This window comes from Streptomyces sp. NPDC008001, from assembly GCF_042958085.1.
Taxonomy (GTDB): domain Bacteria; phylum Actinomycetota; class Actinomycetes; order Streptomycetales; family Streptomycetaceae; genus Streptomyces.
Map to the genome: position 1 here is coordinate 123,826 of NZ_JBIBIZ010000005.1, position 13,200 is coordinate 137,025.

General features: G+C 72.2%; 13 protein-coding genes. 4 read left to right on the plus strand and 9 right to left on the minus strand.

The window, feature by feature from the left end:
• The first annotated feature begins 87 nt into the window (after positions 1-87).
• A complete protein-coding gene (locus tag ACFZCD_RS14710; RefSeq protein ID WP_391830615.1) occupies positions 88-891 on the plus strand; it encodes a site-2 protease family protein in 804 nt (267 codons plus the stop codon).
• A 12-nt stretch (positions 892-903) separates the two neighbouring features.
• Here ACFZCD_RS14710 and ACFZCD_RS14715 read toward each other — a convergent pair whose 3' ends face one another.
• Positions 904-1,626, minus strand: coding sequence for a DUF4232 domain-containing protein (locus tag ACFZCD_RS14715; protein ID WP_391830617.1), 723 nt, complete (start codon positions 1,624-1,626; stop codon positions 904-906).
• Positions 1,627-1,832: 206 nt separating this feature from the next.
• On the opposite strand from ACFZCD_RS14715, the gene ACFZCD_RS14720 reads away from it, so the two are divergent.
• A complete protein-coding gene (locus ACFZCD_RS14720; RefSeq protein WP_391830619.1) occupies positions 1,833-3,320 on the plus strand; it encodes a helix-turn-helix domain-containing protein in 1,488 nt (495 codons plus the stop codon).
• A gap of 10 nt (positions 3,321-3,330) precedes the next feature.
• Here the strand turns inward: ACFZCD_RS14720 and ACFZCD_RS14725 are convergent, their stop codons facing one another.
• Complete coding sequence (locus ACFZCD_RS14725) at positions 3,331-3,537, minus strand: hypothetical protein (protein WP_391830621.1); 207 nt, start codon at positions 3,535-3,537, stop codon at positions 3,331-3,333.
• Between the two features lie 120 nt (positions 3,538-3,657).
• Complete coding sequence (gene npdG, locus ACFZCD_RS14730) at positions 3,658-4,371, minus strand: NADPH-dependent F420 reductase (protein WP_391830623.1); 714 nt, start codon at positions 4,369-4,371, stop codon at positions 3,658-3,660.
• A 62-nt stretch (positions 4,372-4,433) separates the two neighbouring features.
• On the opposite strand from npdG, the gene ACFZCD_RS14735 reads away from it, so the two are divergent.
• Complete coding sequence (locus ACFZCD_RS14735; RefSeq protein WP_391830625.1) at positions 4,434-4,652, plus strand: DUF2277 domain-containing protein; 219 nt, start codon at positions 4,434-4,436, stop codon at positions 4,650-4,652.
• 1 nt (position 4,653) lies between these two features.
• On the opposite strand, the gene ACFZCD_RS14740 is transcribed toward ACFZCD_RS14735, so the two are convergent.
• From ACFZCD_RS14740 to ACFZCD_RS14765, 6 genes are all read right to left on the minus strand, one after another.
• Positions 4,654-5,352 (minus strand): DsbA family oxidoreductase, encoded by a 699-nt coding sequence (locus tag ACFZCD_RS14740; protein ID WP_391830627.1) that lies wholly within the window; start codon positions 5,350-5,352, stop codon positions 4,654-4,656.
• A gap of 67 nt (positions 5,353-5,419) precedes the next feature.
• The gene (locus tag ACFZCD_RS14745; RefSeq protein ID WP_391830629.1) at positions 5,420-6,994 is read right to left on the minus strand and encodes a S1 family peptidase; all 1,575 of its coding nucleotides are present in this window, start codon (positions 6,992-6,994) and stop codon (positions 5,420-5,422) included.
• Between the two features lie 53 nt (positions 6,995-7,047).
• Entirely contained in the window at positions 7,048-7,530 is a 483-nt protein-coding gene (locus ACFZCD_RS14750; protein ID WP_391830631.1) for a hypothetical protein, read from the minus strand.
• Positions 7,531-7,646: 116 nt separating this feature from the next.
• Positions 7,647-9,401: an NAD+ synthase gene (locus ACFZCD_RS14755; protein WP_391830633.1), complete on the minus strand. Its 1,755-nt coding sequence runs from the start codon at positions 9,399-9,401 to the stop codon at positions 7,647-7,649.
• Positions 9,402-9,462: 61 nt separating this feature from the next.
• Entirely contained in the window at positions 9,463-11,070 is a 1,608-nt protein-coding gene (locus ACFZCD_RS14760; RefSeq protein WP_391830635.1) for a multicopper oxidase family protein, read from the minus strand.
• Between the two features lie 60 nt (positions 11,071-11,130).
• Entirely contained in the window at positions 11,131-11,595 is a 465-nt protein-coding gene (locus ACFZCD_RS14765; protein ID WP_391830637.1) for a hypothetical protein, read from the minus strand.
• A gap of 221 nt (positions 11,596-11,816) precedes the next feature.
• Here ACFZCD_RS14765 and ACFZCD_RS14770 point away from each other — a divergent pair, with 221 nt between their 5' ends.
• Entirely contained in the window at positions 11,817-13,181 is a 1,365-nt protein-coding gene (locus ACFZCD_RS14770; RefSeq protein WP_391831307.1) for an APC family permease, read from the plus strand.
• Positions 13,182-13,200: the final 19 nt, after the last annotated feature.

Genomic DNA, 13,200 nt, shown 5'->3' on the forward strand with positions numbered 1-13,200 from the left:
TACGGCCAGGAGGGGTGGAGGAAGTACCGTCACCCCGGTACCTCCCGTACATCCGTACATCACGGCCCGTCCCACAGGAGCACAGGTATGTCGACAGCGACCCGCGGCGAACGGCGCGTGAGCCCCGTCTTCCTCGCCCTCGTCGCCATCATGGCGGTCTCCATATGGGCGGTGTGGACGGACTTCTCGGCGAGCCCGGGCTTCGCCGTCTTCCTCTTCATCGTCTCCGGCTGGCTCGTCTCGCTCTGCCTGCACGAGTACGCGCACGCGCGCACCGCCCTGCACGGCGGCGACCTCACGGTCGGCGCCAAGGGCTATCTGACGCTCGATCCGCTGAAGTACACGCACGCCATGCTGAGCATCGTGCTGCCGCTCGTCTTCGTGATCATGGGCGGGATCGGCCTCCCCGGCGGCGCGGTCTTCATCGAGCGTCACCGCATCCGCGGCCGCTGGAAGCACACCATGATCTCGGCCGCGGGCCCCCTGACGAACGCCGCCTTCGCCGTGGTCGTCACGGCCCCCTTCTGGCTGGGCGCGATGGACGGCGTGCCGGACCACTTCCGCTACGCGCTCGGCTTCATGGCCCTGCTGCAGGTGACCGCCGCGATCCTCAACTTCCTGCCCGTGCCCGGCCTGGACGGGTACGGAGTGATCGAGCCGTGGCTGTCGTACAAGGTGCGGCGCCAGGTGGAGCCGTTCGCTCCGTTCGGGATACTGGCCGTCTTCGGCTTCCTGTGGATCCCCGAGGTCAACCACGCGTTCTTCGACATGATCGACGCGGTGCTGCGGGCCCTCGGCGTGACGCCCTGGGACACGTACTGGGGCCGCGAGCTGTTCCGCTTCTGGCAGGGCACGCCGGACATCCCGCCGCTCACGGGCCTGGTGCTCTGACCTCCGCAGCGGTCAGTTCAGCGCGTCCGCCGGGTCCGACACCCAGTACGTGACGCGCAGGGCGTTGTCGACGTACACGCCCTTCGCCGGAAGGGCGGCCCTGGCCATCGCGCCGCTGCCCTCGAAGCCGATCTCCAGCTCGTGCGCGGTCCGGCCCTTGCCGCCGCTGCCGTCGCCCGCGGACAGGATCACACCGGCGTAGCCCTTCCCGCCCGGCGGGAGCGAGGTGACCGCCTGCGGCTTGCTGTCCTCGATGACCGGCGGAACGGACTGCGCCCCCTCGAACTTGACGACGGGGTAGCCCGGCAGGTCGCACATCTTGGAGCCCTTGTTGGTGACGGTGATCAGCATGTGGTTGAGGGGTCGGGAGACCGGCGTGGCGACGACCTCCGTGTCGGCGGCGCTGCAGGGCACGCGGTTCTCGGGGGCGTACGGGTCGCCGGACGCGCTGCCCGCTCCCTGGGAGTGGCGGGGCCCGGAGGCGGCCGGCCCGCCGGGCTTCGCGGCCGGCTTGGTCCGGGCCGCCGTCCGCACGGACTCCGAGGGCCGGGCGGCCGCCGAGGGCGGGGCGGTCACGGAGGTCTGCGGGGAGGCGGCCCCCTCCGTGCGGACGCCTTCTCCCTTTCCGCTGTTGCTGCACGCCGCCAGCGAGAGCGCGGCGATCCCTGCGGAGGCGAGGGCGACGGCGGCGAACGGACGGGGGCGGGAGGCGGGCCGGCGGATGGTGGTGCGCATGGCTGGTCTCTTTCTTCGCGGGTGGGAAGCGGAGCGTCGCTCAACCGGATCCGGGAGCGGCATGCTTGTATGGCGAAAGCTTGTGCGGTGGTGTGTCCAGGGCGCCAGGGCAGCGCCCGGATCCGGGACGCCGGAACGCCCGTACGGGCTCTGACCTGGGGGAATGACGATTCCCTGGAACGGGGAAGTGGAATGGGGGGAGTGGCGTGGGGGCGGGCGATCTCGCTGAACTGCTGCGATCGCTGAAGGAGCGGTCGGGGCTCAGCTACGGGGTGCTGGCCAAGCGGCTGCACGTCAGCACGTCGACGCTGCACCGGTACTGCAGCGGGGCCGCCGTGCCCGCGGAGTTCGCTCCGGTGGAGCGGCTGGCCCGCCTGTGCCGGGCCACGCCGGAAGAGCTGATGGAGGTCCACCGGCGGTGGATCGTGGCGGACGCGACGCGGGGGCGCAAGCAGCAGGCGGAATCCGCGGCGCCGCCGGAGGCGGCTTCGGGCGCGCCTTTCGCAGCACCGCCGGAGGGGCCGTCTTCAGCGACGCCGTCAGGGGTGCGAGCGACGTCCGCGGAGGCGGAAACGGCATCGCCGGGGACGGCAGCGGCGCGGTCAGCGGAGCAAGCGGCACCGTCAGCAGCGGAAGCGGCGCGGTCCGGCGCGAAAGCGGAGCCGTCGGTGGCCCCGCGGGAGCGGGCGACGGCATCGCCGTGGCGGCCGGGCCGCCGCGTCGTCCTCACCGCCGTGTCCGCCGCCGTGGTCGCCGCCGTCCTGGGTTCGGCGGCGCTCGCCGTCACGCTCGGGCACGACGGCAGCGGCTCCGGCCAGGACGCGGTGAACCGGTCGGCAGGGGCCACGGCGCCGGTGAAGGCGGGGGAGCGCGGCGCGTCCGGGAAGCCGGGCACCGGCCGGGGACCGGGGGACGGAGCGACTCCTTCTCCTGATGCTTCCGCAGCATCAGGGGCCGGACAGGAAAAAACCGGGCAAGAGGAATCCGGGCAGAACGAAAGCAGTAGCAGCAGCGGCGGCGAAAAGGGCGGGGGGACCCGGGGCGCCCCCGGCAGCGAGGGCGGAAAAGGCAACGGGTCCGAGGGGTCCGGCGTCCCGCTGACCGCGCACGTCCGGCCGTACGCCTACGAAAGCCCCTGCTCCCAGCACTATCTGGTCAACCGGCAGCCCGGTGCCGTCCCGGTGCCGCCCACGGAGCCGGACGCTCCGGGCTGGGTGTCCGAGGTCGGTGCCGTCGCGGCCGGCGAGCAGTTCGTCAAGATCACCCTGCAGGGCACCGGCAAGGAGACCGTCGTCCTCGAAGGGCTGCACGTCCGGGTGCAGGACAGCAAGGCGCCGCTCGCGTGGAACGAGTACCTGACGGGCGTCGGGTGCGGCGGTGACGTCTCGACGCGGTCCTTCGGCGTCGACCTCGACGCCGCGCAGCCCGCCGTGACGCCCGGGGGCGGGCAGCGCGCCTTCCCGTACAAGGTGAGCGAGGCCGATCCCGAGGTCTTCTACGTCAAGGCCGGCGCCAAGCGGCACGACGTGACGTGGCACCTGGAGGTGGAGTGGTCCAGCGGCAGCCGGCGCGGGGTGCTGCGGATCGACGACCGGGGCAGGCCTTTCCGCACCAGCGGCGCCGGGGACAGGCCCTCCTACCAGTGGCCCCCGGGCGGCCGGGGCTGGGAGCAGGCCCCCCGGGCCGGGAGCTGAGGGCGCCGGGTCAGGCCTTGCCCCGGGCCGCGGCCTCGTCCCGGGCCGCGGCCTTGTCGTTCTTCGCCTTGCGCACGTAGTACCAGGCGATGTTGGACGAGACGCCGAGCAGCAGGATCCAGACGATGCCGAGCCAGCTGCCCTGCGCGAAGGAGACGACGGCCGCCGCGACCGAGAGAACGCAGACGGCGAGGGCGTAGAGGGCGAGGCGGGGCATGGGGGACGGCTCCTGTCCGGGGGCGCATACGGGCACGATCCCGGCCATTGTCGCTCAGCCGCCGTGCCCGCGTCCCCCCGCCCCGTCCCGCCTCGTCCCGCCCGTCCGCCGGGCGTCCGCTCAGACGTCGGTGACGCGCAGGCCGGCGTGTGCCTTGTAGCGGCGGTTCACCGAGATCAGGTTGGCGACCAGCGACTCCACCTGGTGCGCGTTGCGCAGCCGGCCGGCGAAGACGCCGCGCATGCCGGGGATGCGGCCCGCCAGCGCCTGCACGATGTCGGTGTCGGCCCGCGACTCGCCGAGCACCATCACGTCGGTGTCGATCGTGGCGATCTCCGGGTCCTGCAGCAGGACGGCCGACAGGTGGTGGAAGGCGGCGGTGACGCGCGAGTCCGGCAGCAGGGCGGCGGCCTGCTCGGCGGCGCTGCCCTCCTCCGGCTTGAGGGCGTACGCGCCCTTCTTGTCGAAGCCGAGCGGGTTGACGCAGTCGACGACGAGCTTGCCGGCGAGCTCCTCGCGGAGCCCCTCCAGGGTCTTGGCGTGACCGTCCCACGGCACGGCGACGATCACGACGTCGCTGCGGCGCGCGCACTCGGCGTTGTCGGCACCCTCGATGCCGAGGCCCAGCTCGCCGGCGGCGGTACGGGCCCGCTCGGCCGCACGCGAGCCGATGATCACCCGCTGGCCCGCCTTGGCCAGCCGGTAGGCGAGGCCCCGGCCCTGGTCACCGGTGCCGCCGAGCACGCCGACCACCAGGCCGGAGACGTCGGGAAGCTCCCAAGGGTCCTTCACCGGGGCCTTCTTCACGTTCTGGGCGTCATCAGAAGTAGTCATGACAGCGATACTGTCACGCTGATGTGCACGCACGTGCGAGGGAGCGGCGGCACACTGGAGTCATGTGCCGCAGCATCAAGACCCTGCGCCCGCCGATGACGCCGTCCGCCGGTGACGAGGACATCCGCGCGGCCGCCCTGCAGTACGTGCGGAAGGTGTCCGGGTTTCACCACCCCGCCGCGCACAACCAGGCCGTGTTCGAGGAGGCGGTGACTGCCGTGGCGGCGGCCACGAAACGGCTCCTGGACGGCCTGGAGGTGCGGGGCGCGTCGAAGACGTAGGTCAGACCGCGCAGGCGCCGTCCGCGCAGGCCTCGCCGGCGCCCGCCGCGGCGGTGCCCGCCCCGGCCCCGGTCGCCTCCGCGACCTGCTGGAGGATCTTCAGGAAGGTGTCCGCCTCCTGGCCGCCCTGGACGGCCCACTGCCCCTCGAAGACGAACGTCGGCACGGCCGTGACGCCCCGCTGCCGCGCCTCGTCGATCTCGTCCAGGACCTCGTCGTGCAGGTCGTCGCCGTCCAGGAAGGCGGCGACGGGGTCCCGGTCCAGGCCCACGGTGACCGCGGCGTCCGTCAGGTGCTCACGGTCGCCGATGTCGAGGCCCTCGCCGAAGTGCGCCTCCAGGAGACGGCCCTTGAGGCGGCCCTGGGCGTCCGCCCCGAACTCCTCCAGCACGAAGCGCAGCAGGCGGTGGGCCAGCAGGGAGTTGTTCTCGACGACGGTGTCGAAGTCGAAGGTCAGCCCCTCGTCCGCCCCCAGCCGCGTGATGTGGTCGTCCATGGCGACGGACTGCGGCCCGTACTTGGCGGCCAGCACCTCGCGGTGGGGAAGCGGCTCCTCCGGAGCGTGCGGGTCGAGCTGGAAGGGCCGGTAGACCACCTCGACATCGCCCGCCCCGGGGAACGCGGCCAGCGCCTGCTCGAAGCGGCGCTTGCCGACGTGGCACCACGGGCAGGCGATGTCGCTGTAGATCTCGACCTTCACTGCAGACTCACTCCATCAGCATTGCTTGAATAATCAAACAATGCTAACGCGAGCGACGGGAGACCGGTCAGCCGACGAGCTGGATCTCCTGGTGGGTGCCGGAGGCGTCCACGTCGGCGTAGTAGCTCAGGTTGCCGTCGGCCCAGCGGGCGAGCAGGTCCTCCTGCTTGCCGCCGCCGAAGGAACCGGCGACCAGCGGCTGGGCGTACTTCCAGGCCGAGCCTTCGGGGCGGAGGGCGATGCCGTCGCGGAAGCCGGTCGTACCCAGGCTGGGGAAGAGGTCGGTCTTGCCGTTCTTGGTGCGGACGATCAGGTCGTCCAGGCCCTTGCCGGTGAACTGGCCGGAAGTGATCTGTGCGTCGACGCGGGTCTTGTCGGCCCGGGTCAGCTGGGTCTCCCGGGAGACGCCGAAAGCGTCGGTGTCGGAGTACATGGAGGTCGAGCCGTCGGCCCACAGGACGACCAGGTCGTTGCGCCGGTGCTTGTCGGTGTGGCGGCCGGCCGCGATGGAGCGGGCGTTCTTCCAGCTGTTGCTGTACGCCAGCGTCTTCTCGTACTCGACGCCGCGCGTGCTGAGCTGCTGGTAGGTCGAGAGCTTGCCGCTCTTCCAGCGGACGGTGAGCCCGTCGTAGCCGGAGGGGTTGGCCTCGGTGCTGGTGACGGCCTCGGCGTCCTTCCAGTAGCTGCCCGCGTCAGCGATCTTGTACTCGTGCAGGAACGGGTACTTGGGGTCCTGCTTGCCGGAGCTCGCGAAGACGCTGGCCGAGCCGTCGGCCCAGACGACGAAGAGGTCCGAGCGCTCACCGTCGAGCGAGTCGAAGTGGCCCGGGACGACATGGACCGCGTTCTTCCAGTTCACCCGGGACAGGACGTTGCGGGAGGCGACGGCCTGGATCCAGCCGGCGATGTCGTCGACGCGGGTCTCGGACGCGGTCCGGCGCTTCTCCGACTCGTCCGTGCCGAAGCAACCGGCCTGGCCGGAGGTGCTGTGGATGCCGAACAGCTGGGCGTAGTCCTGGTTGTACGTGAAGAGGGGGCCGCCCGTGTCGCCCTGGCACACGGCGGCGTCAGGAGACACGCCTTCGATGTTCAGGGTGGTGGCGGTCGTCGAGCCGGCCTTGAACTCGGCGGCGTGCAGACGGTCGGGAACCCACTCGTCCTTGGTCCGGCCGTAGCCGGCCGCCCGCAGGGTTTCGTGCGGCAGCGGCAGCTGGTACCCGAAGGCGTTCACCGGCTTGACGTTGGTGACCGGCTGCGCCAGCCGCGCCATGACCAGGTCGCGGTCCTCGCGCGGCACGAGCTCGACGACGTCCACGACGGCGCCGCCGTCCTCACGGCCGAGGTCCGTGCGGCCGATGGTGGCGGTCGTCTTCCACTTCGGGGCGCCCGGGGCGACCTTGAAGCCCTTGGCAGGGTCGTCGGCGAAGCAACTGGCGGCGGTGATCAGCCACTCCTGCTGGACGAGGGCGGCGGAGCAGGCGCGCCGCCCGTCGATGTCCAGCTTCGCCGTGAAGGCGTACTCGCCGTCGGCGACCGGGTCGCCGGTGACGGCGTGTGCCGGGGCGCCGGTCAGGAGCGTCGCCGCGGCGGCGGAGGCGAGGATGCCCGTCATCCACGCGGCGCGCGGACGTGCGGAAGCCATGATGGTGTTCCCCCTGGGAAGTGTGCGGATGAAGTGTGCCGAGAGCGGCGGCGTCAGATCTGGAGGGCCAGGAGCGTGGCGGGCGTGCCCCAGGACGCCTCGCCCACGGCCTTCACGTCGTTCGCGGGCACGTTGACCATCCCGGTGGGGCCGCCGACGGACGCCCACACCCCGTACTTGCCGGCCGAGATGGCCATGACGTCGGGAATGTCCAGGCTGAGGTAGCCCTTCTTGCCGTTCCCGGTGACCTTGAAGCAGATCCGGCCCTGGTTGATCTCGTCGCGCTGCTTCGTGTAGACGCTGATGTCGGCGCCGGCCTTGCAGTCGGTGAGCAGGATGTGCCCGTCACCGCTGTCGAGCCGGATGCCGCGCTCCTTGAGGATCTTCGCCGCGCCGGGGTACTCGAAGGTCTCCACGGCCGTGGGCAGCGTGGTGCCGTTGTCGGTGCCGGCAGCGAGGCCCGGGGCGGCGGCGCCCAGGACGGCGGCGGCGGCGCCGAGGCCGCCGATCAGAATAGTGCGTGCACGGGAAAGCATGCGAAATCCCCCCGGTTTCGGAAAAGTCAGGACTGCAAATTATCACGCAGAACGATCACTCCTGTCCGAATATCGGACGTCTGTCGCCGGGGGCGGGCGGCACGAGCGGCCCGGCGTCAGCCGGTCTCGCGCCACCGGTTCGTGATCGGCAGCCGCCGGTCCTTCCCGAACCCCTTCGCCGAGATCTTCGTGCCCGGCGGGTACTGCCGCCGCTTGTACTCCGCCGTGTCGACCATCCGCAGGACGCGGGTGACCAGCTCCGGGTCGAAGCCCTCGGCGACGATCTCGGCGTGGCCGCGGTCGCGGTCGACGTAGAGCTCCAGGATCCGGTCGAGGACCTCGTAGTCCGGCAGGGAGTCCGTGTCGACCTGGCCCGGGCGCAGTTCGGCGCTCGGCGGCTTGGTGATGGAGTTCTCCGGGATGGGCGGGGTCTCGCCGCGGGCCGCGGCGTCGGCGTTGCGCCACTTGGCGAGGCGGAAGACCCAGGTCTTGTAGACGTCCTTGATCGGGCCGTAGGCGCCGACGGAGTCGCCGTAGAGCGTCGAGTAGCCGCACGCGAGCTCGGACTTGTTGCCCGGCGCGAGGACGATGTGGCCCTCCTGGTTGGAGACGGCCATCAGCATCGTGCCGCGCAGCCGCGACTGCAGGTTCTCCTCGGCGAGGCCGGTCAGCCCCAGGGCGCCCATGTACGCGTCGAACATCGGCGCGATCGGGACGGTGCGGAAGTGCAGCCCGGTGCGGCGGGCGAGCTCCTCGGCGTCGGCGAGGGAGTGCTCGGAGGAGTAGCGCGACGGCATGGCCACGCCGTACACGTTCTCCGCGCCGATCGCGTCGCAGGCGAGCGCGGCGACGAGCGCGGAGTCGATGCCGCCGGACAGGCCGATGAGCACGCTGCGGAAGCCGTTCTTGACGACGTACGCGCGCAGGCCCGTGACCAGCGCCTGGTAGACCTCGGCGTCGTCGCTCAGGTGCGGGGCCGTGCCGCCCGGCGTCTCCGGCTCGTACGCCGGGAGCGGGTCCGCGGACAGCGTGACGTGGTCGATGCGCAGCCCGTCGTCCACGACCCCGGACGGCGGCTCGGGGGCGGCGGCCGGCAGGTCGAGGTCGATCAGGACGCAGCCCTCCTCGAACTGCGGGGCCCGCGCGATCACCCCGCCGTCGCGGTCGACGACGATCGTGTCGCCGTCGAAGACCAGCTCGTCCTGGCCGCCGGTCATGGCCAGGTAGGCGGTCGTGCAGCCGGCCTCCTGGGTGCGCTTGCGCACCAGCTCCAGGCGGGTGTCGTCCTTCTCCCGCTCGTACGGGGAGGCGTTGACCGACAGCAGCAGCCCGGCGCCCGCCGCGCGCGCCGCCGGCACCCGGCCGCCCTCCTGCCACAGGTCCTCGCAGATGGCGAGGGCCACGTCCACGCCGTGCACCCGGACGACCGGCATGGTGTCGCCGGGCACGAAGTACCGGAACTCGTCGAAGACGCCGTAGTTCGGCAGGTGGTGCTTGGCGAAGGACAGCGCGACCGCGCCGCGGTGCAGCACGGCCGCGGCGTTGCGGGGGGCGCCCGCGGGACGGCCCAGGCGCGGCCGGTCCTCCTCGCTGCGGTCCAGGTAGCCGACGAGCACCGGGAGCTCGCCGAAGCCCTCGTCGGCCAGGCGTACGGCGAGGGCGTCCAGCGCGGCGCGCGACGCCTCCACGAAGGAGGGGCGCAGCGCCAGGTCCTCGACGGGGTAGCCGGTCAGCGCCATCTCGGGGAACGCCACCAGGTGGGCGCCCTGCCCGGCGGAGTGCCGGGTCCAGTGGAGGATCGACTCGGCGTTCCCGGCGAGATCCCCGACGCGGGAGTCGATCTGGTTCAGAGCGAGGCGAAGTTGAGGCACGCCGCCCAGAGTACTCGTCTATCTGACGCGATCTCTGAGCGGCGAGTGGGGGTGTCCGCGGTTACTTCCGGTAGCCGAGCAGCGTCATCATCCCGGACTCGGAGTGGTAGACGTTGTGGCAGTGGAGCATCCACAGGCCCGGGTTGTCGGCGTCGAAGTCCACGTCCAGCCGCTTGCCGGGCAGCACGATCGCCGTGTCCTTGCGCGCGCCGCCGCCCGGCAGGGCAAACGTGTGGCCGTGCAGGTGCATGGGGTGCCACATCGTCGTCGCGTTGACGAACGAGAGCCGCACCCGCTCGCCCGCGGCGACGGGCAGCCGCCGCGAGGGCGCGTACCGCTCCCCGTTGATCGCCCAGTCGTACTTCGCCATCGACCCGGTCAGCCGGAGCGTGACCGTACGGTCGGGGGCGCGGTCCCGCAGGCGCACGGACCGGTCCGCCTTGAGTCGGTCGGCGGTGAGCAGCCTGCCGTCCAGCTCGGCGGGGCGGGCCGACGCGTCCGGGGCCGCGCCGCCGCCGGTCCGCAGCAGGGCCAGTGCGGTCTGCTTCTTGCCCTCGGCCAGGGCCGTCAGCGGGAAGACGCCGTCCTTCGCCTCGACGAGCACGTCGTAGCGCTCGCCCATGCCCAGCAGCAGGGCGTCGGTCTCCGCGTGCTCGACCGGGTAGCCGTCGGTGTGGGTGACCGTCATCCGGTGGCCGCCGAGGGCGACGCGGAAGGCGGTGTCCCCGCCCGCGTTGACGAAGCGGATCCGGATGCGGTCGCCGGGCTTCGCCGTGAAGGTCTCGGGGTCGGCCGCGGTGCGCCCGTTGACCAGGTAGTACGGGTAGGCGACGTCGCCCGCGTCCCCGCCGAGGAGGGGGCTGGTGGCGCCCATCAGCATCCGGGAGGGGGACTTCTCCGCCGTGGCGGCCGTCATCGACATGTGGTGCATGCCGCCCCCTCCGCCGCCGTGGTCCATGCCACCCATGCCGCCCATGTCGTGGTCCATGCCGCCCATGCCCTTCGACAGCTCCGCGAGCACCGCGTCCGGCGTGCTGCCGTCCACCCCGTCGACCCAGTCGTCGAGGACGACGACCCACTCCTTGTCGTACTGCAGCGGCTCCTTCGGGTCCTCCACGATCAGCGGCGCGTACAGCCCGCGGTCCTGCTGGACGCCCGAGTGCGGGTGGAACCAGTACGTCCCGGGGTGCGCGACGGTGAACCGGTAGTCGAAGGAGGCGCCTGCCGGTACGGGGCGCTGGGTGACGCCCGGCACGCCGTCCATGTCGTTGCGGAGCGCGAGCCCGTGCCAGTGCATCGACGTGGACTCGGGCAGGTGGTTGGCGAGGGTGAGCGCGAGGGTGTCGCCCGCGGTGACCCGGACCTCCTTGCCGGGCAGACGGTCGCCGTACGCCCAGGTGCCGACCGTACGGCCGCCCAGGTCGATCCGGGTGCGGGTCGCCGTCAGCCGGACCGTGCGGACCGGTCCGCTCCCGCGCTTCGCCTCGGCCGCGGCGACCTCCGCGCCGTCCGGCGTGACGAAGGCGGCGGGTGCGGCGGAGGGCGAGGAGGAGCCGCCCGCGCTGTCGGAGCAGGCGGCGAGCAGGCCGCTGCCTGCGGCGGCGAGGCCGGCGCCGAGCACGGTGCGGCGGGTGTGCGTGCGGGTGTGCGCGCGGTTGTGCGTACGCATGGGTGAGTGCACCTCTGAGGGGTCGGTGAAGAAGGGGAAGGGACGCGCGGACGCGCGCTCCTACACCCGCAGCACCGACAGCCGTGCGAGGGACTTGTGCCGCGGAGGCGGCGGGATCGGCCACAGGGGCCGCAGCAGCCGCGCCCGGACCGCGGCCGCGGCGGCGGCCGGGCGGCGCAGGGCGGCGGCGACGAGCAGCAGGACGAGCGCCAGGAAGGCGGCGCCGAGGACGGCCAGGCAGACGGACATGGGGTCCATGCCGGGGGCGGTCAGCGGATCCTCCGCGACCGGCGAGGAAGCGGAGGCGTGAAGGGCGGAGGTGTGAGGGGCGGGGGCCTGAGCGGTGGGGGCGTGAGGCGTGCGGGAGTGATGCGCCTGGGCGTGCGCTCCCTCCCGGCCCGTACCCGCGTGCCCCGTCGGATGCCCCAGCATGTGCATCGTGACGATGCCCAGCAGCAGGGCGGAGAGCAGCAGGAGACGCCCGCACCACGCGGCCGCCGTCGACTGCTGTCCCTCCCAGGTCACCCTCGCACCCTACCCCCTCGGGGTATGCCCGTTCCATGGGTGCGGAAATGGGATGATGGGGTGAAATCGCTTGACGCACGGCCCTGAAGGACGCTCCCCCTCCCATGACCACCAAGGAACAGGTGAGGGACGACCGTCCCGTCGCCGTCCCCGCCCCGCCGAAGGCCCCCGGGCCCCAGCCGCAGTCGCAGCCGCAGTTCATCTCGTGGGTCACCCTCGCGATGATGACCACCGCCTCCGTCGCCAACCTGCGGCCCGCGCCGTCCATGGCGCTCTACGGACTGGCCGCCGTCTTCCTCTACCTCCTCCCGGCCCTGGTCTTCCTGCTGCCGACCGCCCTCGTCTCCGCCGAGCTGGCCTCGGGCTGGACGGGCGGCATCTACCGCTGGGTCAGCGAGGGGCTCTCCAAGCCGCTGGGCTTCCTGGCCGTGTGGTGCCAGTTCGCGATGACGATCGCCTACTACCCGAGCCTCCTGGCGTACGTGGCGAGCACCTTCGCCTACGTCGTCGACCCGCGGCTCGCCGGCAACGGCCTCTACGTCGCCGTCGTCATCGTCGTCGTCTACTGGGCGGGCGTGCTGATCTCCTCCCGCGGCACCAAGGCCGTGGCCGGGCTCTCCAGCGTGGGCCTCGTCATCGGCACCCTCGTCCCCGGCGTCGTGCTCGTCGTCCTCGGCCTGGTCTTCCTCGGCCAGGGCAACGCCTCCGCCGCCCCCATGGACAGCGGCCATCTGCTCCCGCCGTGGACCGGCCTCGCCAGCCTCGTGCTGATCGTCGGCAACTTCCTGTCCTACGCGGGCATGGAGATGAACGGTGTCCACGTCGCCTCGCTGCGCGAGCCCGGCAAGCAGTTCCCGCGCTCGGTGTTCGCCGCCACCGGCCTCGTCCTGCTGATCTTCATCCTGCCCGCGCTGGCCATCAGCTGGGTGATGCCGGGCGAGGACCTCAGCCTCACCGCCGGCGTGATGCAGGCCTTCCAGGGCTTCTTCGACCACTTCCACGTCGGCTGGCTGACCAAGGTGGTCGGCGTGCTGCTCGTCGCGGCGGCGCTCGGCGGCATGCTCGCGTGGCTGGCCGGGCCCTCCAAGGGCCTGCTGATGGTGGCCCGGCAGGAGGGCTACCTGCCGCCCGCGCTGCAGAAGCTCAACAAGAACGGCGTCCAGCGCAACATCATGGTCGCCCAGGGCGCGCTCACCACCGTCATCGCCCTGCTCTACGCCTTCATCCCCGACGTGTCCAGCGCGTACTGGATCTTCTCCGTCATCACCACGCAGATCTACCTCGTCGTCTACCTGCTGATGTTCGCCGCGGCCGTCCGGCTGCGGGCCACGCAGCCGGACCGGCCGCGCGGCTTCCGCGTGCCCGCCCTGCACCTCGTCGCCGGCGTCGGCTTCGCGGCCTCGCTCGCCGCCATGTGCATCGGCTTCATGCCGCCCGAGCAGTTCGGCGCCGGGTCGCTCCCGCGCTACCTGCTCACCGTCGGCGGCGGGCTGTTCGTGCTCGGATTCCTCATCCCGCTCGCCCTCCTGAAGTTCCGCAAACCGCACTGGGTGGCGCCGGAGCACCGCGAGAGCCCCGTCCGTTAGCTTGTCGGAGAGCGACGAG